This window comes from Nitrosomonas sp. Nm84, assembly GCF_003201565.1.
Taxonomy (GTDB): domain Bacteria; phylum Pseudomonadota; class Gammaproteobacteria; order Burkholderiales; family Nitrosomonadaceae; genus Nitrosomonas.
In genome coordinates this window covers 70,734-94,739 of sequence record NZ_QJJP01000002.1, presented here as the reverse complement: position 1 = coordinate 94,739, position 24,006 = coordinate 70,734, and the positions used below count along the sequence as shown (strand labels likewise).

At 46.8% G+C, this 24,006-nt stretch carries 24 protein-coding genes; 9 read left to right on the top strand and 15 right to left on the bottom strand.

What is annotated here, in order from left to right:
- Nucleotides 1-27: 27 nt before the first annotated feature.
- From C8R34_RS01950 to C8R34_RS01915, 8 genes are all read right to left on the bottom strand, one after another.
- Nucleotides 28-372 carry an arsenate reductase family protein gene (locus C8R34_RS01950; RefSeq protein ID WP_110337304.1) on the bottom strand — a complete coding sequence of 115 codons (345 nt, stop codon included), beginning with the start codon at nt 370-372 and terminating at the stop codon, nt 28-30.
- A gap of 106 nt (nt 373-478) precedes the next feature.
- The gene (locus C8R34_RS01945) at nt 479-994 is read right to left on the bottom strand and encodes an invasion associated locus B family protein (protein ID WP_110337302.1); all 516 of its coding nucleotides are present in this window, start codon (nt 992-994) and stop codon (nt 479-481) included.
- Nucleotides 995-1,063: 69 nt separating this feature from the next.
- Nucleotides 1,064-1,318 carry a DUF2024 family protein gene (locus C8R34_RS01940; RefSeq protein ID WP_110337300.1) on the bottom strand — a complete coding sequence of 85 codons (255 nt, stop codon included), beginning with the start codon at nt 1,316-1,318 and terminating at the stop codon, nt 1,064-1,066.
- A 166-nt stretch (nt 1,319-1,484) separates the two neighbouring features.
- The gene (locus C8R34_RS01935; protein WP_110337298.1) at nt 1,485-2,171 is read right to left on the bottom strand and encodes an O-methyltransferase; all 687 of its coding nucleotides are present in this window, start codon (nt 2,169-2,171) and stop codon (nt 1,485-1,487) included.
- A gap of 46 nt (nt 2,172-2,217) precedes the next feature.
- Nucleotides 2,218-3,402, bottom strand: a complete 1,185-nt coding sequence (locus C8R34_RS01930; protein ID WP_110337296.1) for an O-antigen ligase — start codon at nt 3,400-3,402, stop codon at nt 2,218-2,220.
- A 97-nt stretch (nt 3,403-3,499) separates the two neighbouring features.
- Nucleotides 3,500-4,564 (bottom strand): glycosyltransferase family 2 protein, encoded by a 1,065-nt coding sequence (locus tag C8R34_RS01925; protein WP_110337294.1) that lies wholly within the window; start codon nt 4,562-4,564, stop codon nt 3,500-3,502.
- A 6-nt stretch (nt 4,565-4,570) separates the two neighbouring features.
- Nucleotides 4,571-5,302, bottom strand: coding sequence for an FkbM family methyltransferase (locus tag C8R34_RS01920; protein WP_258364312.1), 732 nt, complete (start codon nt 5,300-5,302; stop codon nt 4,571-4,573).
- Between the two features lie 97 nt (nt 5,303-5,399).
- Nucleotides 5,400-6,665: a hypothetical protein gene (locus C8R34_RS01915; protein ID WP_110337292.1), complete on the bottom strand. Its 1,266-nt coding sequence runs from the start codon at nt 6,663-6,665 to the stop codon at nt 5,400-5,402.
- A gap of 280 nt (nt 6,666-6,945) precedes the next feature.
- On the opposite strand from C8R34_RS01915, the gene C8R34_RS01910 reads away from it, so the two are divergent.
- The 7 genes from C8R34_RS01910 to C8R34_RS01880 all read left to right on the top strand — a co-directional run bounded on the left by C8R34_RS01910 (nt 6,946) and on the right by C8R34_RS01880 (nt 12,546).
- Complete coding sequence (locus tag C8R34_RS01910) at nt 6,946-7,695, top strand: 3-deoxy-manno-octulosonate cytidylyltransferase (protein WP_110337290.1); 750 nt, start codon at nt 6,946-6,948, stop codon at nt 7,693-7,695.
- An 8-nt stretch (nt 7,696-7,703) separates the two neighbouring features.
- The gene (locus C8R34_RS01905) at nt 7,704-8,474 is read left to right on the top strand and encodes an HpcH/HpaI aldolase/citrate lyase family protein (protein ID WP_110337288.1); all 771 of its coding nucleotides are present in this window, start codon (nt 7,704-7,706) and stop codon (nt 8,472-8,474) included.
- A complete protein-coding gene (locus tag C8R34_RS01900; RefSeq protein ID WP_110337286.1) occupies nt 8,471-9,403 on the top strand; it encodes a phosphoglycerate dehydrogenase in 933 nt (310 codons plus the stop codon). The genes C8R34_RS01905 and C8R34_RS01900 overlap by 4 nt, the downstream gene beginning before the upstream one ends.
- Nucleotides 9,404-9,414: 11 nt before the next feature.
- Nucleotides 9,415-10,344, top strand: coding sequence for an NAD(P)-dependent oxidoreductase (locus C8R34_RS01895; RefSeq protein WP_110337284.1), 930 nt, complete (start codon nt 9,415-9,417; stop codon nt 10,342-10,344).
- Between the two features lie 2 nt (nt 10,345-10,346).
- Nucleotides 10,347-10,988 (top strand): HAD family hydrolase, encoded by a 642-nt coding sequence (locus tag C8R34_RS01890; protein WP_110337282.1) that lies wholly within the window; start codon nt 10,347-10,349, stop codon nt 10,986-10,988.
- Between the two features lie 7 nt (nt 10,989-10,995).
- Nucleotides 10,996-11,679, top strand: a complete 684-nt coding sequence (pgl, locus tag C8R34_RS01885) for a 6-phosphogluconolactonase (protein WP_165872492.1) — start codon at nt 10,996-10,998, stop codon at nt 11,677-11,679.
- A 666-nt stretch (nt 11,680-12,345) separates the two neighbouring features.
- Nucleotides 12,346-12,546, top strand: coding sequence for a hypothetical protein (locus C8R34_RS01880; RefSeq protein ID WP_110337280.1), 201 nt, complete (start codon nt 12,346-12,348; stop codon nt 12,544-12,546).
- A 398-nt stretch (nt 12,547-12,944) separates the two neighbouring features.
- On the opposite strand, the gene C8R34_RS01875 is transcribed toward C8R34_RS01880, so the two are convergent.
- Nucleotides 12,945-13,367, bottom strand: a complete 423-nt coding sequence (locus C8R34_RS01875; protein ID WP_110337278.1) for an acyl-CoA thioesterase — start codon at nt 13,365-13,367, stop codon at nt 12,945-12,947.
- Nucleotides 13,368-13,540: 173 nt separating this feature from the next.
- On the opposite strand from C8R34_RS01875, the gene C8R34_RS01865 reads away from it, so the two are divergent.
- On the top strand, nt 13,541-14,371 hold the full coding sequence (locus C8R34_RS01865) for a ferritin-like domain-containing protein (protein WP_110337274.1): 831 nt from the start codon (nt 13,541-13,543) through the stop codon (nt 14,369-14,371).
- 20 nt (nt 14,372-14,391) lie between these two features.
- Here C8R34_RS01865 and metW read toward each other — a convergent pair whose 3' ends face one another.
- The 5 genes from metW to C8R34_RS01840 form a co-directional block, all read right to left on the bottom strand.
- A complete protein-coding gene (gene metW / locus C8R34_RS01860; protein WP_110337272.1) occupies nt 14,392-15,006 on the bottom strand; it encodes a methionine biosynthesis protein MetW in 615 nt (204 codons plus the stop codon).
- A gap of 23 nt (nt 15,007-15,029) precedes the next feature.
- A complete protein-coding gene (locus C8R34_RS01855) occupies nt 15,030-16,157 on the bottom strand; it encodes a homoserine O-acetyltransferase (RefSeq protein ID WP_110337269.1) in 1,128 nt (375 codons plus the stop codon).
- Nucleotides 16,158-16,253: 96 nt separating this feature from the next.
- Complete coding sequence (gene ptsP / locus C8R34_RS01850; protein ID WP_110337267.1) at nt 16,254-17,981, bottom strand: phosphoenolpyruvate--protein phosphotransferase; 1,728 nt, start codon at nt 17,979-17,981, stop codon at nt 16,254-16,256.
- On the bottom strand, nt 17,978-18,247 hold the full coding sequence (locus tag C8R34_RS01845) for an HPr family phosphocarrier protein (protein WP_110337265.1): 270 nt from the start codon (nt 18,245-18,247) through the stop codon (nt 17,978-17,980). Before C8R34_RS01845 ends, ptsP begins: the two co-directional genes overlap by 4 nt.
- A 14-nt stretch (nt 18,248-18,261) precedes the next feature.
- A complete protein-coding gene (locus C8R34_RS01840) occupies nt 18,262-18,648 on the bottom strand; it encodes a PTS sugar transporter subunit IIA (RefSeq protein WP_110337263.1) in 387 nt (128 codons plus the stop codon).
- Between the two features lie 261 nt (nt 18,649-18,909).
- Here C8R34_RS01840 and C8R34_RS01835 point away from each other — a divergent pair, with 261 nt between their 5' ends.
- On the top strand, nt 18,910-20,157 hold the full coding sequence (locus C8R34_RS01835) for a diguanylate cyclase (protein WP_110337261.1): 1,248 nt from the start codon (nt 18,910-18,912) through the stop codon (nt 20,155-20,157).
- A 109-nt stretch (nt 20,158-20,266) separates the two neighbouring features.
- Here the strand turns inward: C8R34_RS01835 and C8R34_RS01830 are convergent, their stop codons facing one another.
- Nucleotides 20,267-23,734 carry a cadherin-like domain-containing protein gene (locus C8R34_RS01830; RefSeq protein ID WP_110337259.1) on the bottom strand — a complete coding sequence of 1,156 codons (3,468 nt, stop codon included), beginning with the start codon at nt 23,732-23,734 and terminating at the stop codon, nt 20,267-20,269.
- Between the last annotated feature and the right edge of the window lie 272 nt (nt 23,735-24,006).

Here is a 24,006-nt window from a genome sequence, read left to right as displayed (position 1 = left end):
ATCAAGTGCCAAAGCCAATCTTGTTATTTATTTGAGCAGATCCAAAACATTCTCCGGCGGTCTACATAACTTGGCTTTGTCGCCGCGCACTACAATAGGACGTTGAATCAGATCTGGGTTTTCCACCATTGCTTCGATGATCTCATCATCCGATGCAGCACTTAAACTCCGCGCTGACGGCTCATCCTTGCGCAATATATCATGCACCGACATATTAAGTTTCTGAATCAATTCTCGCAATTTATCAGTTGTTAGAGGTGCTTCATAATAATTAACCGACTCAAACTCCTCGCCACTATCCTCTAACAACGATAATGTTGCTCTACATTTACTGCATGTAGGCTTCTGATAAATAATTATTTTATCACTCATAGCACAACACTCTCGGATTTATATCAGCTCAAACCAACTTTCTGATTCAAAGGGCACAATTTAATTATGACACTTACAACATTACAACAAAAGCAAAAATATATTCTTATTTGACGCCACATTCGGATGAGATGGCTTTATAAGCGGACGATGATCCATTTAGCCCGAAAGTATCCACTGTTTCCGTCCCACGCGCTGATGCGCCCTTGACTACTAGAGAACTACCACGTTTTATTGCATCCGTTATTTTATTGTCAGTCGATTCATCCGATGCCCAAGCGGAATCATCCTGAGTAAAAAGACGAAAATTCTGATTATTTACTGTAACTGTCGCTTCACTACCCGGCTTGTACGAATAACCGGCAATATAACTAAAGACGTTTTTACTTTTCTCTGCTGGTCGATGTGTTATCAAAACAAATACATCACCACGTTTTGTGTAATTGCCTGAAGTTTTTTTAGGCTGACTCACCATATAACAAACTTTATTATTATTTTCCACAAACATATAGGCCGCCCAATCACCATGTTCGCCAATCAATTTTGGCTCGGTAGCCTGAGCTGAGTTACACAACATAAGAATAGCGCTAGAAATTATTAATTGTTTAAATTTGAGCTTCATTTCGGAAACCTTCAGAATTAAGGGTGCGGCATTTTTACTCTACATTGCTTTTACGACCTACAGTCACAATTAACAGCCTTCCATTTTGTAAATATAAAAACCGCTCTTGTTAATCTCATTAATGACATTTTCAGGAGCGCTTTGACTATGACAAAAACTACATTCCTTACTCGTCACGATTGCGTCACTTTCACCAATAGAAATCAGCCATTGTTTGGCATATTCAACAGCTTTCTGATCATCTTTCACCGCGGTAAAAACATCAAAGTGCATCGTATGCCCATCTTTAGCCTTAACATAAGTATCATAAACATGAATTTGCATAACATTTCCTTAGAAAATCAATCATAGCCAATAACACGCTTGTCACAGCAAGTTATTTTACAAATCAGGTGTAACTATACCAATTAATCAATTGTACCGCTATGAGAATCACATAGCCCATCATGCTCTCGGTAACTGAATATGCTTTGTTTAACGCGACTTAACACTATTTTTTTCTTGCGACAATCACGCCATCACGAATTGGATTAATAAATGCGTCGAACTCTGAATCATCAAAAATCAGTCGATTATGTTCCACAATGGCTTCCGTTGAACCTAATACCACATCAGTATAGTTTTCCATAGCAACACGGCCATGCCACAAAGCATTATCAGCAATATAAAGACCCCCTGAACGAATGCGATTTTTAGCCATTCGCCAAATCTCCGGATAAGCCTCTTTATCTACATCGTTATAACAAATATCAAACAAGTCATCCGTTTGCGCAAAAACATCCTGTGCCAGACCTACACGAAATTCTGTGCGCTGCCATAAATCAACCGCAGTAAGATATTTCTCCGCACGTTCGCGGTTTGCAGCATCGGCATCACTGCACATGACACATCCATCAGCACCAACAGCCTTAGCGAACCAGTACGCCGAATAGCCAAAACCACTGCCGAATTCAAATATCCGCTTTGCGTTAATCATTTTCGCCTGGGTTTCAAGAAAAATACCGACTAAGCGATTCACAATCGGAAAATCTCTCAGTCGCGCAAATTCTTCCATCTCAATGAGAATAAGATGATCAGTATGCGCTACCAAACTGCGCATATAGGCTTCAATTGCCGGATTAACAGGAATTAACCCAACGGTCTCATCGACAACCGGAAACTGAATATTGTTGTCCATATTTCTCCTCTTTTACAGTAGCAAGCTAACCGCCATATTCAAACAATCATCGCGCTTGTTTTTGCCAGCTTATGGCAACTGCAGTAATCATCAGCAATATGATCTGAGTTTTACTAAAAATAATAAACGTATCCGTCAATCCTGCCACAAAAATGTAACTCAATAAACCAGCCCCCAGTATGCCTAGCTGATTTTTCTTGAATATTTGATACCAACCCCGGAATAGAAACAGCAAAGCCAATAGACCCAACATACCAATGTGCATAGCAATTTCAATCCAGTCATTATGATAATGAGAAGTCTCCTGAAACTGCGGCAGGTTTTTGTAAATGCCATTTTTGTAGGTCAGAATCGTACGCTCAAAATAACGCTCAGGCACCCCGGTTCCATGACCCAATAATGGACGCTCAATCATGCCATGTATGCCCACATCCCACATAGCCAGCCGATATCCCAAGCTGGAGCTATAGTTACCTTGTTGTAACAACTCGACATCATTTTTTACTTGGGCCCATCTATCCTGAAAAACCGGACTGTTAGCAGCAAAAATTGCAGCGATCAAAAACACTGCAGCAGCAATGCTGATAAATTTCTTAATATCCACTTGATAGCGCAAGAAAAATAAACACAGCATAGCAACCAGTGTTGCAAACAAAAGCGCTCTACCGCCTTGATGAAACTGCATCCACAATAATACAAGCGCAACAATCCACAATATTATTTTCAGCGCTATTGATTGCTTCAAACTCGCCAGATAAGTGACTACTACGACGCCTATCCCAAGCATTGCTGAGAAACTCAGGTAAGACATTCCCAGAAATGGCACACCTTGCTCACTCGTGACCAGCCAGTAATAAAGGCCCAGCGCTACAACACCCAAATAGCCCAGCACAAGCGCGCCCACCACCCACGGCAAGCGCTCCTTATTCAGAAGCGCGTAGAAAGGAATAAAAATCAGCAGAATAAAGTACTTCAACCACTTCATCCTGCCATCTTCTGGTAATTCGCCCCATAACAACCCTAAGAGCAACAGCGTACATAACAGAAGAATGGCTTGTACAAATGGTTCTTTGATGACTCGATCAAATCGGTATAAGCCGCCATCCATCAACCAAGCTATGCCTAACAATGGAAAAGAAATAAAATTTAAACCACCGCGCCAGAAGCCCACGCAGATAAAAATCAGCGAAAATCTGATAAATAACTCGCGCCATGTCATATTAGTTTGCATGAAACCAATCGGTGGATATTTTTATTTCGCTGCTAACACTGAATACTTATTCCGGATGTCGTTTGGCAATATCTTGCCTTGATATAAGCTCAGTCGATCAATCTTTCTGAGAATCCGGCTGTTGCGTTGCTAATTCAAACTGTCTTTTTTCCATTTTCACATAGTCCAGTTTACGCATACGAACAAACAGCGTTAATAACGTGCGCAGCACGATTGAAACGCCAGGCAGAACCCACACCGCAGAAATGCGTTTATCCTCACGTGACCAACCGCGCAACATCAATTTCATGATTATTCTGAAACTTGCCGTGCTGTTGCGCATTTGCAGACAAGATAACTGAGGTAATGGTGCGGGTGTCAGCCAGTGAATACCGCCGCCTTGCCGCAACACATGTTCGATCGAATCAGCGAGTTGAGCCGGTAAATCGGTCAGCGTATAGTGACCTGACACCAGCAGGATATTTTGACGCGCTTCCGGGTAACGCGACAGATACAAAGCACGGTTACGTTGCGTCAATAACCGATAAGTTCGACCACGCCCGAATGATGCACCGCTCGCATGGCGGATATGGGCATCCGGATGTACACCTATGCACCACCCTTGTTGATCCAGCCGTCGTCCTAAATCCGTGTCCTCAAAATAGCCTCGGCCAAACTGCGTATCAAATCCACCCAGCGCGACAAATAGATTGCGTCGGATTAAAAAGGCGTAGCCTTGAAAGCGATAGGTAGCAATATACCCACCAGGTTGCCGCACGTAACGTTCAAGATGATGCTTGGCAAAATTGTCAACGGCAGGACTGATCACCGCCAATTCCGGATCAGCCGCAAAAGCCTCGCACAGTACCGGCAAGAAATTTTCATGAATCTCTGTGTCTGAATTGAGCACCAATACCCAGTCAGCATCAGAGCGCGCAACCGCTTCATTGACCGATTTGCCGTACCCTTGATTTTCAGGCGCGTGATGAATATGCAACCGCCGGTAAGACAAGCCATCGAGCATCGCGCCGGTTTCAGCACCTGATGCGTCATCTTGAACGTAAATAGTCCTTATCGACTGGCCAAGATAGGTCACAACTGACTCGATACAACGCTTTGTCAGCGCCGGAGCGTTATAAACCGGGATAATGACATCAACAGACGGCGCAACGAACTCATCCATACAAACTTAGATCCTTTCAAATATCAGGTACGCTTCTCCCCAGTTTCTGGTCGATTTTTGTTTAACCTTAAGACCTGCCTGCTCCATTAAAACGATCGCTTTATTCCGTTCTTCATCAGTACCCAGCTCGATGATGATCGACCGTAATGCGGAGTGTGCCAATACCGATTTGGCGCCGTTCAGAATAGAGATTTCTATACCATCGACATCGATTTTCATATAATTCGGATAAGGAAATCCCCATTTGCCGCATAAATCATCCAGTGTAACGCCAAACATCCCTTGCACATGCGTCGCTGATATTTTCATATTCTCGATGTCTTCATGCCCGAATTGCGACCGATTCCCACCAGGAATAAATTTAGGGATATACAATTTGGAAAATTTACTTTGACCCGACACCGCAACACAGTACGATAAAATATTTTCTCCCAGGTTATTGAAAAAAATATTTTTGTTGAGTTCGTAGTAGTTGTTGCTTTGCGGTTCAAACGCGTACACCTGGATTTTGTCGCCGTATTTTTTAGCCGGATATAAGGAGTATTGGCCGATATTCGCACCAATATCAAAATAACATGAGTCCGGCTCAAAGCTGTCCAGCCAATCCAGTGTGTCCGGCTCTTTAATCGAATAGGTCCTTGCCCGTTGAAGGGTGCGCAAGTGATCGACTGAAATCAAAATGCGCTGACCTCTAACCTGTATATTCGCATACCCGCCTTTCAGCTTATACGCTGCCACAACCAACTCATTGAATATGTCTTTAACTGACATCATTACACTTTATGAAGTTATATGAATCAACCTTGATTCTTGCAAGACAAACATCTAATGCAACTCAACACGCTGATTGCTCAAGCAGAGCGACATAACGAGGCAACACATCCGCATCCGGAAAATCCAGCATTTCCTTCAAGAAATGCTGCCGATGCTCCTCAACATAAAAAGCATCGCAACCATGGGTTAAAAAACCATTAATTTTGTCATACACATCATCGCGGCATTTCAATTCCGTTTCCGGCATGTAATAAGCCACAGCTGAGCGGGCGGCGATTAAATAATCAGCGGCCAATACCGGTTTTTTTGCTCTGACAGCTTCAAAAACCACCGAAGTTGCCAAATCAATAATGACATCGGACCAATTCATCAGATGAACCGAATGCGCATCATCGCCGGCAATGCGCACATTGGGCAATTGCTTGATCGTGTTGTCTTTCGTCAGCGATTGCTTCCAGCCGCTCCGGGTATGCGGCTTGATGATCAGTTCTACGCCGGGAAACTCAGCGATCATATGCACCACTTCACCCACTTCTTCCCAGAATGTCGTGAAGTTGGCTTTTCTCAGGAACATCACAATTTTGAGTCGGCTGTCCAAACGGACTAACGGTGAAGGTGGCATCAATCCAGAAAGTATTTTCAACCACTCTTCACAATACCGTGGCGAACCCAATACAGCCAGTTGATTTGCTGTCATAAATGGACGGAAACGTACAGCACATAGCTCGTTGGGCACCACCACCTTATCGAATATCGTGGCCGCCGAAAATGTGACGTCGGGCTCCACGCGCCTTTCACCGCGGCGAATCAATTGGCTGGCGTGCGGACTATCACCATGCGGCAAGGACACGGCACTCAATCCTCTGCTTTTTGCCATTGCCACCACCACTTCGACCCATTCCACACAAATCACCGAGTTCCGCTCAATCCAGTCAAAAGCGATAACGCCCTTGCCTGCACTGCCAAAACTTCTGTTCAGCAAATATTCCGCAGTATGCCGCCACAACGGTTCGCGTCGTTTTTCATCATAGCGTTCTGCCAATCTGGTCACTAATGGACCGATAACTTTTATGCGTCTCACATTGCGCGTCAACAAAAACATCTGTAAACGCCATTTGATATATTCAAGCAATGAAAACAGTTCGCGCATATGCGCTACACGCACCCCCTCCAGCTGACTTAAATATTTAACGCGAAAATCACGACGGAATGCTGTGGAACCAATCAGTACCACATCGCATTGATGACCCGATTTGATCCATTTGTAAATGACCGGAGTGACATGATCGATGTCGTTATAGTGGCGAAGAAAAAAAAGAGCCTTCATAGCGACAAGTTGATTACAAAAATATTCAGAACATGCAGCATCTCTATTATTTTCCCAATCTAAACAAAAGATTCTGTAAAGCGCGCCATTCTACTCTTGCCACTATCCAATTACCAGCAGCGCATCTATACACCGCCGCGATAAAATTTCAGCATGCAACATATCGTTTAAATTTAACAATAAATATTGCCCAACAAACAAGAAAAACCTGATAATCAGCAAATAGCTTCTGGGTGTAATTTCTAATACTTGTAAAATTAATCAATCACACACTATTTCCATGAAAACAATCGCTGTCATACCTGCCCGCATGGGCTCATCGCGTTTCCCGGGCAAGCCCATCGCAAAAATACTGGGACGCCCGATGATAGAACACATCTATAAACGTGTCGCTTTGAGCAAATCACTCGATGCCACCTATATTGCAACCTGCGATGAAGAAATTCGGGAAGTGGCAGAAAGCTTTGGAGCCCCCGTCATCATGACATCTGATACGCATGAGCGCGCCAGCGATCGTGTTGCTGAAGCAGTCACCCAACTTGATGCCGATCTGATCGTCATGGTACAAGGGGATGAACCGATGACGCACCCAGACATGATTGACACCGCCGTGGCACCGTTTAGAGATGATCCGCAATTGGGTTGCGTCAACTTGGTACGCAGAATCGATCATGAAGCGGATTATCTGGACCCCAATACCATCAAGGTCGTAATGAATCAACAAGGTAACGCCCTGTACATGTCACGCCGCCCCATCCCGACATTGGCCAAAACCGGTTTCGCCGATACTGCCGCTTACAAACAGGTCTGCATCATCCCGTTTCGCCGCACCACACTGTATCAATATACCCACTTGCCGCCGACACCGCTGGAACAACTGGAATCCGTCGACATGCTACGCCTGCTCGAACATGGCTTTACAGTCAAAATGGTGCACACGGAATTCAATACCCAGGCGGTTGATACCGAAGCGGATTTGGCGCGTGTTGCCAAATTGATGGAAACAGACCCGCTACTCTCTCGCTACTAGGAAATGTCATGTCATTAAAATCAAGATTGAGCCGATCCGAATTGACCATTGGTTCCTGGGTCACACTGGGGCATCCGTCGATTGCTGAAATCATGGCGGCAGCGGGATTTGACTGGTTAGTGCTGGATATGGAACACAGCGTACTGGAACTCAGCGAGGTGCAAGCCATCATTCAAGTGCTGGACGGCAAGCAATGTCCGGCGATTGTGCGCCTGACGTCAAACCATCCCGACCAGATCAAACGCGTCATGGATGCGGGTGCCACTGGTGTCATGGTGCCAATGATCAAATCCGCCGCTGATGCCAAAGCTGCTGTAAATGGCGTATATTACCCACCACGTGGACAGCGAGGTGTCGGCCTGGCGCGTGCGCAAGGCTATGGTTCAAGTTTCCAGGCCTACCGACAATGGTTGGAAGACAATGCGGTGATCGTCGTCATGATCGAACATGTCGACGCCGTCAGAGCCATTGATCACATTTTGGCTGTTCCCGGTATTGACGCTTACATCATCGGCCCCTACGATTTATCCGGCTCGATGGGTCGCCCCGGCGATCTTAATCATCCTGACGTGCAAGCAGCCATCGCCGAAGTTCTCGCAGCAGGCCATCGCGCCAAGAAACCCGGCGGCATTCATGTCATCGAGCCCGATCCGCAAGCGCTGCAACAGCGCATTCAATCAGGCTTCAATTTCCTCGGCTACGGTTTGGACATCCGCATTCTGGATTCGATCTGCCGCACGCACTTACAAAGTATCCGCGCAACACTCAAAACATCATGAACGCATTGGTCATATCCACTTCATCCTTCGACATCGACAACAATCCGCCGCTTCAGCAATTGCTGCAGAAAGGCATGCACATCATCACCAATCCACATCGCCGAAAACTCACCGAAGATGAAATTATCGAATTACTGAGCGGCGGCGCAATCGGCCTGATTGCCGGCATCGAACCATTGACTGGGCGGGTACTTGAGTCCGCCCGGAATCTGAAAGTGATCTCACGTTGTGGCACCGGACTGGACAGCGTCGATCTGACTGCAGCAAAACACCATGGCGTTACTGTATTGAATACGCCGGAAGCACCGGCACAAGCAGTGGCGGAACTGACGATGGGGTACATCTTGACGCTATTGCGACAAATCAGCCCGATTGATCAAGCGGTACGCCAAGGCGAATGGCCGCGCACACAAGGTCGTCTGCTGACCGCACAAACGGTCGGCATCATTGGCATGGGGTATATCGGCCGCCGTGTCGCGCGCCTGTGTCAGGCATTTGAAGCCACCGTTATCGCGCACGATCCATATGCGAGCCAAGTACCTGATGGTGTCACACTGATGCCGCTGGAACAATTACTAACCACCGCCGACATCATCACGCTGCACCTGCCTTACGCACCAGACACGCACCATCTGCTGGATGCCAAGGCATTCGCCGCTATGAAGCCTGAAGCGATTGTCATCAATGCGGCACGCGGTGGACTAGTCGACGAAGATGCACTCTTAGCAGCATTACAAACAGGAAAAGTCAGCGCCGCTGCCTTGGATGTCTTTGAGCAGGAACCCTATCATGGCCCACTCATCGAATGCGGCAACATTATCCTGACTTCGCATATCGGCTCCCTTGCCAGAGAATCGCGGCAGCGTATGGAAATCGAAGCCGCTGAGAATCTACTGCAGGGTTTGATCAAAACCGGTTTAATCAAATAACGGATAACACTATGTTGAACGAAACAGTTGTGGTATTTGGCGCCAGTGGTTTCTTGGGCAGTCACGTTGCCGATGCCTTGTCGACCGCTGGCTACAAGGTACGGTTATTTGACCGCAGCCCGTCACCATATCTTAAAAGCAATCAGGAAATGATCATTGGCGACATTATGGATATCGATCAAGTCATCGAAGCCGCCAAAGGAACGTCCATCGTTTACAACTTTGCCGCGATTGCGGACATCGATGAAGCCAACGACAAACCCATTCCTACTGCAACCATCAACGTATTAGGCAACATGCACGCGCTGGAAGCCGCGCGCATTGCTGGCGCCCGTCGTTTCGTGTTTGCCAGCAGCATTTATGTGTATTCCGAATCCGGTTCTTTTTATCGCGCCAGCAAACAGGCCGCGGAACGTTTCACCGAAACCTACCATGACCGCTACGGCCTGGATTACAGCATCCTGCGCTATGGCTCGCTGTATGGTCGGCGTTCAGACAAACGCAACGGCATTTATCGCATGCTGCATGAAGCCGTTGCACACCATTCCATCACCTACAAAGGCAGCGGCGATGCCATGCGGGAATATATTCACGTAGAAGATGCTGCGCGCATGAGCGTACAAATTTTAGCGCCCGAATTTGCCAACCGACATCTGATTCTGACTGGACAGGAAAGGCTGCGCATCAAAGATGTTATGACCATGATCTCGGAAATCCTGCCTTGGCCGGTTGAATTGCATTTTGACGAAGCCAATGCCGTGCACCACTACGAAATTACACCATATGCGTTTCAACCACGCATCGGCCGCAAATTGGTATTGAACGAACATGTCGATCTCGGGCAGGGCATCCTCGACTGCCTGCGAGAAATTCACCAGGATCTGCATCATGGCGATGAAAACGACGATGCCACACCGGCAAGCTCAGATAACCGCGCATAAACATGAAGAATCTAGATTGGCAGGCAATCATTTTTGATTTTGATGGCGTGGTGGTGGAATCCGGAAAAATCAAAACCCAGGCATTCGCGGAACTCTACCGTCCCTACGGCGAAAACATCGTCGCCCAGGTCGTACAATTCCACACCCAGAATGGCGGCATGTCGCGCTACCGCAAATTCCGCCACTTTCAGCAACATTTTTTAAACAAACCACCTTTGACAGAAGCGGAAGAAAAACAACTGGACATCCGCTTCTCCGAATTGGTGGTGGAAGCCGTCATTGCCGCAGAAGCCGTCCCCGGCGCGATAGAGTTGATCCGCCAGCAAGCCGACAGAATCCCTTTATTTGTCGCTTCCGGCACCCCGGAAACCGAACTCAAAGTCATCGTCGAACGTCGCGGTCTGACCCCCTACTTTAAAGAAGTGCACGGCGCACCGGCACTTAAACCAACCATCATCGCAGAAATCTTATCCGCATACGCACTCCAACCCGAATCGGTGCTGATGATCGGTGACGCCATGGCGGATTTTGAAGGCGCGCAAGCCAATGGCACCGCTTTCCTGGGCCGCGTCTTTCCCGGCGATCCGAATCCTTTTCCAATCGATGTAAAAATCGTTCCTGACTTACGCGGATTAATCTCGTAGGATTATCATGATCTCAATACAGCGACACTATTTCCCAGATATCGAATCGTTAAGCCAGAGCTTCGCGAAATATGTTGAATCCACGCTACAAAACATCTTAACCCGAAAACAGCACGCAACACTGGTTGTTCCCGGCGGCAACACCCCGCGTCACTACCTGCCCGCATTGGTAGAATGTACATTACCCTGGGATCGCATCACCGTCACACTCAGCGACGAGCGCTGGGTCAATGTTCATGATGAACAATCCAACGAACGTCTGGTAAAACAATACCTGATGAATCACCTCCCCGCAAATACGCGCTTTGTCGGACTCAAAACCCAACACAACAACCCTTTTGATGCTGTCGATGAAATTCATCAGCGACTGGATCAACTATCACTGCCATTGAGCCTGACGGTATTAGGTTTGGGAGAAGATGGGCACATCGCCTCGTTGTTTCCCGGCATGAATCCTGATCTGCTCTCCACGCATCACTGCGTCGCGGTTGAACCGCCGCTTGCGCCATCGCTGCGGGTTAGTCTTTCATTGGCGATGCTAGCGGAAAGTGAACAGATTACGTTGGTAGTTACTGGAAAGACTAAGCGGGAATTACTGGATCGATTGAGTGAAGATCCCGATCCGGGGTTACCGATTATTTGGTTGTTGCAACGCACTCAGGCGCCAGTTATGGTTTTTGAGACTGATTAAATGTAAAACCAAATTAAGTTTTAATGTCATGAGAGAATTTGTCAGGCCATGTCTTTCGGATTTCATTATCTCACTGCAGGCTCTTTCCCAGAGTTTCAGATTTACAATAAGAAAGAAATTTTTGAGCTTCATATGCTTTGACGATCATTCAGTCATCATGAAACAAGCACTTTTTGTCTTACAAGCAATTCATTCGATACCTGGAAACGCACTGACATAAAAAATATGCGAATCCTGAGATAATCAAAGCGAGAATGATCAAAATCAGATTTCATAACGATAGCGCAGTAGGATTTGCCGATGCAGAACCTTCGATAACATGAGCGCTCCGGAACGAAGCTTTTTCAAAGTTTCAGTCTCCATCAGTGCCCCACAGATACAATAATCGGCTATGATATTCTTCTGAAATGCACTTAACAAGCAAAGTGGAGCGCAATTTTATTATTGCCGAATAAGAATCCTGACGCAATGCACTCTCCTTATTAATACCCTGCAGTACCGTAATCCCAAGCAAAAAAGCTATCCACGAATCCTTTTTGAGAAATAACTCAATGTCAATAGAAAACGCTTTTATTGATCGCCAGCAATCAACAATATATCGATAACGCTTGATCTACATATAACAGTTATATAAAATATATATTATTATAAGCACAGGAGTTAATCATGCCAGTCACAACTTTCAATATCGACGAAAAAATGGGAAAAACGCTTGAAGAGTTACGGGCTCATTTTGGTGCCTCTTCCAAAGCTGAAGTATTAAGAAAAGCAGTCGCACTTTTGAAGATTGCCACGGAGTCCGAAGCAGCGGATGGATCGATTACTATCCGCAAAGATAATGAAGATCAAAAAATAATCATCAAATAGCACATCCCATCCCGTCATGATGATCCGGCAACTCGATCAAGAGACTGCCCAACTCGGTGAAATCAACGAGGAAACAAAGACGCACACTCGCGACAGTATAGAGCCGATATGCGTGTGCACCTATGGATGGCGCTAGTGATCAGTGCGTTGTTTATTCTGCTGAATGCAGCAATGATTTTTCTGAAAATAGCTTATCCAGAGTGATCAACGCTCGATAACGGAACATATATTCATGTCGTTAATCGGCGCCACTGTTATGCAAGTAGGGGTACACTGGTTGCCATTATCAGCCATCTGTTCTCTAAAGTTGCAGAGAAGACGATCAAAGCTCAATAGTGCCGCCGTATTATTCTCTGATATTTACACCAACTGATCCGTTATATTAGCGGCAAATAAGATCATTCCTGCGGCACCTCTCTCGGACGCCGGTTATTATCGATCGCCACATAAGTCAGCACCGCTTCGGTTACCTTGATGCAAACTTCCTTACCGCCTTCACGCATGCCGCGCTGGGCGTATACCGCCACATCGACGGTAATCGAGGTACGTCCTACCTTGGTAATATTCGCATAAAAACTGACGAGATCGCCAACGAATACAGGTTGCTTGAATGCAAAGGAATTGACGGCCACCGTTACCACTCGCCCGTGCGCACGCCGAATGGCTGGAATGGTGCCTGCCATATCGACTTGCGACATGATCCAGCCACCGAAAATATCGCCGGCAGAATTGGTATTTGATGGCATCGGTATCATACGCAGCATGGGTTGGCCTTCCGGCAAGCAAACACTGAATGGTGCATCATCGGAACTATTAGACATGTTGATTTATCGCTCACGGATTGTTATGAAAACAGGGTCATTGTTACAAAAATCCAAGAATACAATGATCCTTCATTTTGAACCAGATTTTCTTTTACACAAGTTTCCATTAGTCTTTCCTCAGAAAACACGCGAAAATAGCAGCATCAACTATTCTTCCTGCGTAAATGCCTATGGAATCTCTGTCTGATGCCGCCGCTCGCTGCTTGTCGGCTTGTGAAATCGAAGAAAAACTGCGCTTGACCGAGCAAACCGCAGAAGCTTGGCGCGTTGAACTGTTATCGCTGCAACCCCAAAACGAACCCGATCTCATCGGTGAACCTGGACGCCCAGCCAAGCCGATTCTAGTACCACCAAGCGATGTGCCTAAACGCCGTTTAGGCTCACAAACCGGGATCATTGCCTTGATTCATGCCATCACGCACATCGAGTTCAACGCCATCAATCTCGCCTGGGATGCAGTCTACCGTTTTCGTCATTTGCCCAAGCAGTTTTACCATGACTGGGTACAAGTGGCCGCTGAAGAGGCCTATCACTTTCAATTGTTACGCGAGCGTTTGAATGAGTTGGGTAGCGACTACGGCGATTTGCCAGCGCATAACGGTTTGTGGGACGTGGCCACGCGCACCGCCTCCGATCCGCTGATACGCATGGCATTGGTACCGCGTGTGTTGGAAGCCCGGGGACTGGATGTGACGCCGGGCATTATCAAACGGTTGCGTCAGGCGGGTGACGACGATACTGCAGCGGTACTAGAAATCATTTTGCGCGATGAAATCGGCCATGTGGCGATCGGGTCGCGCTGGTTTAAATATTGCTGTGATCAACGCGGACTGGATTCCGGACAAACATTTCGCGCATTAATCAGCCACCATTTCAGCGGGCAAATCAGCGGTCCTTTTCATTATGAAGCAAGACAAAAAGCAGGATTTACCGCGGCGGAACTAGAAGCGCTGGAATGCACGGGAAGATCCAATGCACATTCCGGAAATACCATACTCTGAGAAAACGGTTTTCAATCCCATCACATCCGCCGTTCAAAACGATAGAACGCCAGCACGCCCATTAGATTCGGCAGAAAATGGACGGGGCAATTATTATTCATCACTCGGCGCTCTAGGATACGTGCATTACATTGCTGGCATAGCGCTTCAAAATCACCCAGCGTACAGAGATGAATATTGGGTGTGTCGTACCAGTGATAAGGCAGTTCTTTTGAAATCGGCATATGACCGGAAATAACCTGCATGCGGTTTTTCCAGTAACCGAAATTGGGAAATGAAACAATGCCTTCCTTGCCAACTCGCAGCATTTCCTGAATGATACCTTCGGTGTGTCGCATGGCCTGGAGTGTCTGGGATAGGATGACATAATCGAACGAATCCGATTCAAAGCTCGACAATCCTGACTCTAAATCATTTTGAATGACGTTGATACCATTAGCAAAACACTTGAGCAGCTTGTCATCGTCAATTTCAACGCCATAGCCGAAAACATTGCGCGTATCGCGCAAATAGCGCAGCAATGAACCATCGCCACAGCCTAAGTCGAGTATTTTTGCGCCGGGTTTAATCCATTCAGCAATGGCCTCAAAATCCGGGCGCAATGCGATGGCTGATGTCATTGTTGTATCACTCATGGCTAATGTATGCGATTGATCATTCAGATAAAAATATTGTTCATGTAAGCACGTACCAGCTGGTGGTAATAATCCGGTTCCATCAAAAACGAATCATGTCCGTGGCTCGAAGTGATTTCTGCATAGCTCACGTTAATTTTATTATCCAGCAAGGCTTTGACGATCTCCCGCGAACGTGCGGGCGAGAAACGCCAGTCGGATGTAAACGATAAAACCAGATAATCCGCCTTCGCAGCCCGGAAAGCCGCGCTCAAATCTCCATCATAGGTGTCCGCCGGATCAAAATAATCCAATGCCTTGGTCATCAGTAAATAACTGTTGGCATCGAATAAATCAGCAAATTTGTCTCCCTGGTAACGTAGATACGATTCAATTTCAAATTCCACGTCAAAACCGAAAGACAGCTCGCTTTTACGCAGATTGCGCCCGAATTTCGCTGCCATTGAGTCGTCGGAAAGATAGGTGATATGCCCCAGCATACGCGCCAGTCGCAAGCCGCGTCTCGGCAGCGTGTCATACGCGTAATAATTGCCGCCGTAAAATTCCTGATCAGTCATGATCGCCTGGCGGGCAACATCATTAAACGCGATATTTTGTGCAGTCAATTTGGCAGCGGCTGCAACTACCAGTGCGTGACGCACTTTTTCCGGATAATCCAGCGTCCATTGCAGCGCCTGCATACCGCCAAGACTGCCGCCCACCACCGCTGCAAATTGCTCAATCCCTAAATGCTCCGCCAACTGTGCCTGGGTTTCCACCCAATCTTCCACGGTAACTACCGGAAAGCTGGCACCGTAGTGTTTGCCGGTTTTGGTGTCAATACTGGCGGGACCGGTAGAGCCGTGACATCCACCCAGATTATTTACGCCAATGACAAAGAAGCGTTCGGTATCTATCGGTTTGCCAGGACCCACCATGTTATCCCACCAGCCGTGGCTCTTTTCTGTTTCTGCATAAACACCGGCCACATGGTGATTGCCTGAAAGCGCATGACAAATCAGCACTGCATTGGATCGTGCCGCATTCAACTGACCGTAAGTTTCATACACCAGGTGATAACTATCGAGCACCAATCCGCTTTTCAACTGCAATGGCTTGTCGATCTGCACGTACTGAGGGGTTACAACACCCACTGATTTTGAATCTTGCATGTATATATAAAAATAAATCCGAAGAAACAGCCAATCGTGTGTTGATGATTATATCGCCAAAGAACCGCCACGCACTAGCAGACCGTTGAAAAACAACTAGTCATTCAATTTGGCCAGCAATGCAAGCATTTTTTCCGGGTGATCCGTTTTGATGATCTTATGGACTAGCGGAATAATATCTGGCAAGTAGCTTTTTAGTACCTGGTTCTTAACAGTCAGTAGCTGAGCCGGATACATGGAAAGTTGCTGCAACCCCAAACCCAGCAGCAAGCGCGTAAACTGTTTGTCGCCCGCCATTTCACCGCAAAGCGATACCGGCACTTTGGCCCGATTGGCGCTCTGAATGATGTGCGAAACCAGCCATACGATGGCCGGATGAAACGGATCATAAAGGTGTGCGACGGCATCATCAATCCGATCAACCGCCAGAGTATATTGAATCAAGTCATTGGTGCCGATGGAGAGAAAATCCAGCTTGCGCATAAAAATATCCAGACTCAACGCGGCCGCTGGGATCTCAATCATACCGCCTACCTTGATGTGCTCGTCAAAATGAATTTTTTCATCGCGCAACGTCTTTTTTGCATAGTCAATAAGATGCAACGTTTGATCAATTTCCGCCACATTCGACAGCATGGGTATCAAAATACGCACATCACCGTACTGGGAAGCTCGCAAGATCGCGCGCAGTTGCGTATGAAACATTTTGGGTTCTGCCAAGCTCCAGCGAATCGCGCGCAGCCCCAGTGCCGGATTTGCCGCAACTTGCACGGCACCTCTGAGATTCTTGTCTGCACCCAGATCAAATGTACGAATGGTAACTGGCTGTTTATGCATTTTGACTGCGACCGTGCGATACGCTTCAAACTGCTCATCTTCGCCGGGCAAATCATCGCGGTTCATAAACAAAAACTCGCTACGGAACAAGCCAATGCCCGTGGCACCGCTTTCCTTGACTCGCTCGATATCTTCCGGCAATTCGATATTGGCATGCAAATCAATTGGCGTACCATCCAATGTCATTGCAGCAACGCTTTTAATGCGCTTTAACTTCTTTTTCTCCAGCTCCAGCTGGCCTTGCCGCAAGCGATATTCATCCAGTACGTATTTATCTGGATTGACGATGATAATACCCTGATTGCCATCAACAATCAGGCAATCATCTTCCAGAATGAGTTGATGCGCGTGATGCAGCGCAACGATCGAAGGAATATTGAGGCTGCGCGCAACAATGGCTGTGTGCGAAGTTTGGCTGCCCAGATCGGTCAGAAAAGCGATAAATTGACGCTGTTTGTATTGCATCACATCGGCGGGACTCAGATCATGCGCAATCAGAATGCTGTCGCCGGTATGTTTCGATGCAATGGGCAAATAACCAGGGTGTCCCAGCATGGCCTTGAGCACGCGCTCAACCACTTGCATCACATCGGCTTTGCGTTCGCGCAAATAAGCATCTTCAATTTCTTCAAACTGCGCCAATAACACTTGCATCTGTTGCATCAACGCCCATTCAGCATTGCAATGCGTCTGCGCAATCATGCTGCGAGCGGCCTCCGACAGGGTCGGATCATCCAGAATCATCAGATGCAAATCCAGGAATGCACTAAACTCAGCACGCGCATGACCATCGACCACAGATTTCTGCAATGCCTCAAACTCTTTGCGCACCACCCAAAAAGCGCTGTCCAGGCGCGCAATCTCCTTATCCACCTGATTCTTGGGAATTAGGTAATGCATTACCTCCAATGCAGCAGGTGCGGCCAGATGGGCGTGCCCTATGGCAATGCCTTCAGATACCCCAATACCCTGCAGAATAAAGCTCATTCGCCTTCACCAAAATAATCTTCAATTAATGCAATCAACGCCGCCAGCGCTTCATTTTCATCATCGCCAATTGTTTCGATCTGTATGCGTGAGCCTTTATTGGCTGCCAGCGTCATAACGCCCATGATGCTTTTCGCATTGACCCGGCGGGAATTGCGTGTCGCCCAGACTTCACATTTAAATTGACTCGCCAGTTTGGTCAGCTTTGCGGATGCGCGTGCATGCAGCCCCAGCTTGTTGATAATCTCCACTTCTTTAATTTGCATGACAGAATTCCATATTAACCATTGATATGCACCACACCATCTTGGCCGCCACTGAGTCCTTTCTCGATCACAACGGACAGCGGTTCATTCCGATACGTCAGTGCACGCACCAACATTGGCAAATTAACACCTGCCACACATTCCACTTTACCGGGTTGTACCAACCGGCTGGCTATGTTACAGGGCGTTGCGCCACATATATCACTGAGCACTAACACACCATCGCCGCTATCCAGTTGCTTGATCAATGCCTGTGCGTTGGATAACATTTCATCCGGATCATCCTGTGGAAAAACACTCAAATGCATCAATTGCGGTGGTTCTGCACCTACCACGTGCGTCGCACAGCGAATCAAATGATCGCCCAAATCTTCATGTGTGAGAACTAGAATCCCAATCATATTATTTTTGTCCCGCTCTGATTTTAAAGAATCGATTTAAGAATTTTAGCACTGACGCTACTTAAATATCGTTGAGTTGTTATGTACCAATATGAAAATATCAAAAATTGCCACATTGCTAATATTCAATCGACAAAATGTACAGTGAATTCCTTGCAATTTTTTGAATTAATAATCTGCAATTCAGTCACAATGCCAGAGAGTGTTCTGTGAATATTCATTGACTCAACCGCATCATTATTGCAATCGTAGAATAAGCAAATGAAAAAAAATGATCGAATCCTCGCCTTGTGTAAAGCAGCCGAAGCGATGGCGCGTGGGGATTTCACATCAGACATTCCCACCGGGGATGATGACATTGGCCATCTGGGCAAATCACTCAAAAAACTGTCATCCCATTTGCAGAAACAATTCGATAAAAGCCAATCTCTCTACAAGATCATGGTTGAGTGCAATTTCAATCTGCGCCTGATTGATGTACTAAACCATATTTATGAGTCTTTTCAGAATCATTTGCCGTATGACCGGATGAGCTTGGTTTTATTCGAACAAGATCAAAGTAAACTCAAATTGCATTGGGTGCGCGCCAATTACAACAAACTTGAATTAAGCACCGGTTATTCTTTACCTGTGACGGATAGTAGCGTGCAAAAACTCCTCGATACGCACGACATGCTGATTATTGACGATTTAAGTACATATCTGGAAGAGCTATCAGAATCCAATCTGGCTCAAGCGGCTTCTAAAGAAGGCATTCATTCCTGCCTAGTCTGCCCTTTGATCGCTACCGGAAAATCGATTGGATTTGTTATATTCTCCTGCCGCAAGAAAAATATCTACAAAAAATTGCATAAGGATTTATCGCTACAAATCGCGAGTCATCTGGCTTTAATTATTGAGAAAACTCAGTTATACAAGGACGTAAAACTGAACAAGCAGCTCATTGCACAAAAAAAATCACTAGAGCAACGCGTCACGCATGACGCGTTGACCGGTTTATTCAACCGGCCAGCCATTTTCGATATCCTACATAAACAAATCCTGCGTGCCAAACGTGGCGGGCTCCAAATCGCGGTTATCATGATTGATATTGATCACTTCAAAGCAATCAATGATAGCTCCGGTCATCTCACCGGCGACGCGGTGTTATGTGAAATTGCCGAACGACTGACTAATTCAGCCCGCTCGCATGAATACATCGGACGCTATGGTGGCGAAGAGTTTCTGGCCATCGTGTCGCCCTATGATCAGGAAGGCGCACTCAAAGCCGCCGAAAGATTCCGTAATGCGATAGCATGCCAAGCAATTAGCGCCAATCAAATGTTGATCCCTGTCACGATCAGCTTAGGTGTAGCTATCAGCACTGAACAAGGAACATTGGATGAAAATTTACTCTTACAAAAAGCAGATGAAGCACTTTACCTAGCCAAACATAATGGTAGGAATCGAGTGGAGCTGGCTCATATCGATAATAAAGAAAATCCCACCGATCGCAAAAATTCCAGATAAATCATTGAGAGAAATTCCTAGGTGCCTGTTAAGTCCGACAGATTCCCAGCATAAAATAAAACCGCCCGAAAATTGTTTGATCCACAATTTCCAGGCGGCCCCCCCTGATCTAGATTACATGAACATCCCAATTGGTCATCGCCAGGCCGGTACTGAGCGTAGCAAATTGCACTGCATCATTACCGCCTACGCCATCCGCATCATATAGCAACGCACCGGTTCCACTGTTGTATATGATATAGTCGTTCGCATCCAGCGCTTGCGTACCAATCACAAACTGGTCGACAGGTATTCTGTCGGGCATCACTATAGATGCAAATACCGTAAATATGTCATTTTCCAATTTGATAGTGTCGTCCACTACACTATAGTCAGTAACCGTATCAATACGGCCTGCTGTAAGATGGTCCGCTGTTTTGAATTGAAAATAATCCCTACCGCTGCCACCGGTTAACGTATTATCGCCTGCTGCGCCATTGAGAATATCGTTACCAACCCCTCCAGTCAACTGATTCGGGGCACCATTTCCGGTCAGGGTATTCGCTGCGCCATTGCCTATTGCATCAATCGCTGCAGTACCTGTCAACGTAAGATTCTCAATATTATCCGGTAGTATATAAGTCACCGCGCTATTGACTCTATCGATCCCTTGATTGAGACTCTCAATAACGATATCACCTACATTATCAACAATATAGCCATCATCACCCCCACCGCCAATCAATGTGTCCGCACCGATGCCGCCATTCAGTATATTGGCTCCTGCATTTCCAGTGATCGTGTTGGCCAAGGTATTCCCCGTGCCATTAATGGCCGACGCACCCGACAGTACCAGACTTTCAACATTATTGGGTAGTGTATAAGTCACGCTACTGTTAACAGTATCACTACCTGCATTGAGTATCTCACCAACAATATCACCCGCATTATCAACAATATATGTATCATCACCTGCACCACCCTTGAGTGCATCTGCACCGGCACCGCCATCCAATCGATTCGCCGCTGAATTGCCTAACAAGATATTAGCCAAATTATTGCCCGTGCCATTAATGGCTGCCGTTCCGGTTAAGGAAAGATTCTCAACATTGTCTGATAGCGTGTAAGTAGCACTGCTGTTGACCTTATCCGTACCTTCATCAACATTCTCAGTGACAATGTCATTGACATTATCAACCGTATAATTGTCATTACCCAATCGACCCATCAAAGTATCCGCGCCGGTACTACCATTCAATGTATTGCTTGCCGAGTTCCCAATGAGGGTGTTAGCCAGCGCATTACCTGTGCCATTGATGTTCAATACGCCTATCAGGGTGAGATTCTCAACATTGGCTTTTATCGTGTAAGTCACACTACTAATGACTGTATCGATACCCGCACTGAGTTTCTCGGTAACGATATCACCAGCAAGATCAACAACATAACTGTCATCACCCGCTCCGCCCACTAAAGTATCCGTACCGCTGCCGCCATCCAGCACGTTATTCTGCGCATTACCTGTTAAATTATCATTGAAATTACTACCGATCAGATTATCGATGTTAGTCAGCGTATCTGACCCCGCGCCACCGGTATTTTGCGCAGCAGTGGTTGCCAGTGAAACTGCGACTGGAGCAGCCGCATAGGCATACGTCACGGTATCGTTGGATGATGTACCGGCAAGCACATTATTTGCACTTGTGCTGACCAGCAAGCGGCCCGCATCAAATGCAGTCACTGCGACCGTCAAAGTGTCATCGGCAAAAAGCCCGTGTGTGTCTGTCGCCGTTACTTCCAATGTATAAGTGCCTCGCTCACCAAAATCAGGTGCTCCTGTAATGGCACCGGTTATTGGATTAATTTGAATCCACCCTGGCAAATCATTGCCATTCAGCTTGGCACTGTAACTCAAAGAATCGGAGTCACTAAAAGATGCGCCGGCATCGTAACTCCAGTCAGCCGTATCGTACTGTATCGCTTGATCAACCAAGGAAGCCAAGAGCACCGGCGCTTGATTAGTACCACTAACCAATGCTGTTTGTGCGCTGGTTAAACTCTCCGCACTGCCATGGCCATCGGTGTAACTGACTTCCACGCTGATCTTCTTGCCGACGTCGATATTTCCCAACGTATATGTGGCACCGATAGCGCCATCAATCGCGGTGTTATCACGCAACCATTGATAGCTGAATGTCCCCAGCCCATCATTATCGCCAATGGTGCTGGTATCCGCCGTCAGGATTGCATTTTCCTGCGCCGTGCCGTCTATCGTGACTGCGCCGGTTGGATTATCGTTAACGTTGGTGACAAATCCGGTTTGCGTGCTGGTTAGGCTTTCTGGCGTGCCATGACCGTCGGTGTAACTGACTTCCACGCTGATCTTCTTGCCAACATCGTCATTCCCCAACGTATATGTGGCACCGATAGCGCCGTCGATCGCGGTGTTATCTCGCAACCATTGATAGCTGAATGTCCCCAACCCGTCATTATCGTCAATGGTGCTGGTATCCGCCGTCAGGATTGCATTTTCCTGCGCTGTGCCGTCGATCATGACTGCGCCGGTTGGATTATCGTTAACGTTGGTGACAAATCCGGTTTGCGTGCTGGTTAGGCTTTCTGGCGTGCCATGACCGTCGGTGTAACTGACTTCCACGCTGATCTTCTTGCCAACATCGTCATTCCCCAACGTATATGTGGCACCGATAGCGCCATCGATCGCGGTGTTATCTCGCAACCATTGATAGCTGAATGTCCCCAACCCGTCATTATCGTCAATGGTGCTGGTATCCGCCGTCAGGATTGCATTTTCCTGCGCCGTGCCGTCGATCGTGACTGTACCGGTCGGATTGTCGTTAACGGGTGTCACCGTAAAGCTGAATGTATCGGAAACAGGTAGAACACCATCCTCACCACCATCTTCCAGCGAGAAGCTAAAACCGGCACTGGCTGTTTCAGAACCATCGTGAGCAAAACTTACTTTACCGTCAATCACATCCTTGGCCGTAAAAGACGTAATGGCAGAACCATCAAGATTAACCGTACCATGCGCTAGTGATGTCACCGTATAAGTCAGTCCAACACCGTCATCGTCGGGGTCCGCTTCCCCCAGATCATCCGTCGTCAGTAGATAATTACCTCCCTCTGCAACTGTGGCGGCGAGATCTCCTGCAATTACCGGCGCATCGTTGACTGCTGTTACGTCGATTGTGTAATCGACTGCAAGGCTATCGGATAATTCCGGGTCACTTGTATCCGAAGCGACAACCGTGATTAACCGAGTTCCCAGAGGATTATCTGACGTGTTACTGTAATATATTGATCTGAGTACCGATCCCCAGATGAGGTCTGATATATCGCCAATGCCATTGCTAATGGTCAGTACACCGGTATCTGCATCATAGGAGGACGTATAACCCGTTGGTAAAGAGGAAACCGCAAGCAGCTCTGCAGCAAATGCATTATTAAGGGTAATTTTTACGGTATCTACCAGACTGTTTCCATCTGAGAAGATGGTAGCCGAATCAAAAAGTATCAGATTATTCTGGTTTTCTGTGTAGCCGATACCTACACTATTCAAATCGATTGCAATAGACATATTTACTCCATTAATATTATGATTAATAATACTAAAATCAGACAATACTGGAAAAGCTAATGGACTAAACTAGTGAGCGCCATAAAAGATACACAAAAGCCATGCAGCTCACTTCTAAGCTCTCCGACACGGCAATTTCCGTCTAATCCAATCGTCGACACAAAACAGCCCAGAAACACTCGGCCGTGAAATTCCTCTACCGCTACACGGTAATAGCTGCAGCCACACACACCTTATATTTTGTACAGTTCAAGCTAATCTGCTCGCAGCGC

Excerpts from the sequence above, each read along its gene's own strand:
- C8R34_RS01950 (WP_110337304.1), bottom strand. The coding sequence starts at position 372 with ATGAGTGATAAAATAATTATTTATCAGAAGCCTACATGCAGTAAATGT.
- C8R34_RS01945 (WP_110337302.1), bottom strand. The coding sequence starts at position 994 with ATGAAGCTCAAATTTAAACAATTAATAATTTCTAGCGCTATTCTTATG.
- C8R34_RS01940 (WP_110337300.1), bottom strand. The coding sequence starts at position 1,318 with ATGCAAATTCATGTTTATGATACTTATGTTAAGGCTAAAGATGGGCAT.
- C8R34_RS01935 (WP_110337298.1), bottom strand. The coding sequence starts at position 2,171 with ATGGACAACAATATTCAGTTTCCGGTTGTCGATGAGACCGTTGGGTTA.
- C8R34_RS01930 (WP_110337296.1), bottom strand. The coding sequence starts at position 3,402 with ATGCAAACTAATATGACATGGCGCGAGTTATTTATCAGATTTTCGCTG.
- C8R34_RS01925 (WP_110337294.1), bottom strand. The coding sequence starts at position 4,564 with ATGGATGAGTTCGTTGCGCCGTCTGTTGATGTCATTATCCCGGTTTAT.
- C8R34_RS01915 (WP_110337292.1), bottom strand. The coding sequence starts at position 6,665 with ATGAAGGCTCTTTTTTTTCTTCGCCACTATAACGACATCGATCATGTC.
- C8R34_RS01910 (WP_110337290.1), top strand. The coding sequence starts at position 6,946 with ATGAAAACAATCGCTGTCATACCTGCCCGCATGGGCTCATCGCGTTTC.
- C8R34_RS01905 (WP_110337288.1), top strand. The coding sequence starts at position 7,704 with ATGTCATTAAAATCAAGATTGAGCCGATCCGAATTGACCATTGGTTCC.
- C8R34_RS01900 (WP_110337286.1), top strand. The coding sequence starts at position 8,471 with ATGAACGCATTGGTCATATCCACTTCATCCTTCGACATCGACAACAAT.
- C8R34_RS01895 (WP_110337284.1), top strand. The coding sequence starts at position 9,415 with ATGTTGAACGAAACAGTTGTGGTATTTGGCGCCAGTGGTTTCTTGGGC.
- C8R34_RS01890 (WP_110337282.1), top strand. The coding sequence starts at position 10,347 with ATGAAGAATCTAGATTGGCAGGCAATCATTTTTGATTTTGATGGCGTG.
- pgl (WP_165872492.1), top strand. The coding sequence starts at position 10,996 with ATGATCTCAATACAGCGACACTATTTCCCAGATATCGAATCGTTAAGC.
- C8R34_RS01880 (WP_110337280.1), top strand. The coding sequence starts at position 12,346 with ATGCCAGTCACAACTTTCAATATCGACGAAAAAATGGGAAAAACGCTT.
- C8R34_RS01875 (WP_110337278.1), bottom strand. The coding sequence starts at position 13,367 with ATGTCTAATAGTTCCGATGATGCACCATTCAGTGTTTGCTTGCCGGAA.
- C8R34_RS01865 (WP_110337274.1), top strand. The coding sequence starts at position 13,541 with ATGGAATCTCTGTCTGATGCCGCCGCTCGCTGCTTGTCGGCTTGTGAA.
- metW (WP_110337272.1), bottom strand. The coding sequence starts at position 15,006 with ATGAGTGATACAACAATGACATCAGCCATCGCATTGCGCCCGGATTTT.
- C8R34_RS01855 (WP_110337269.1), bottom strand. The coding sequence starts at position 16,157 with ATGCAAGATTCAAAATCAGTGGGTGTTGTAACCCCTCAGTACGTGCAG.
- ptsP (WP_110337267.1), bottom strand. The coding sequence starts at position 17,981 with ATGAGCTTTATTCTGCAGGGTATTGGGGTATCTGAAGGCATTGCCATA.
- C8R34_RS01845 (WP_110337265.1), bottom strand. The coding sequence starts at position 18,247 with ATGCAAATTAAAGAAGTGGAGATTATCAACAAGCTGGGGCTGCATGCA.
- C8R34_RS01840 (WP_110337263.1), bottom strand. The coding sequence starts at position 18,648 with ATGATTGGGATTCTAGTTCTCACACATGAAGATTTGGGCGATCATTTG.
- C8R34_RS01835 (WP_110337261.1), top strand. The coding sequence starts at position 18,910 with ATGAAAAAAAATGATCGAATCCTCGCCTTGTGTAAAGCAGCCGAAGCG.
- C8R34_RS01830 (WP_110337259.1), bottom strand. The coding sequence starts at position 23,734 with ATGTCTATTGCAATCGATTTGAATAGTGTAGGTATCGGCTACACAGAA.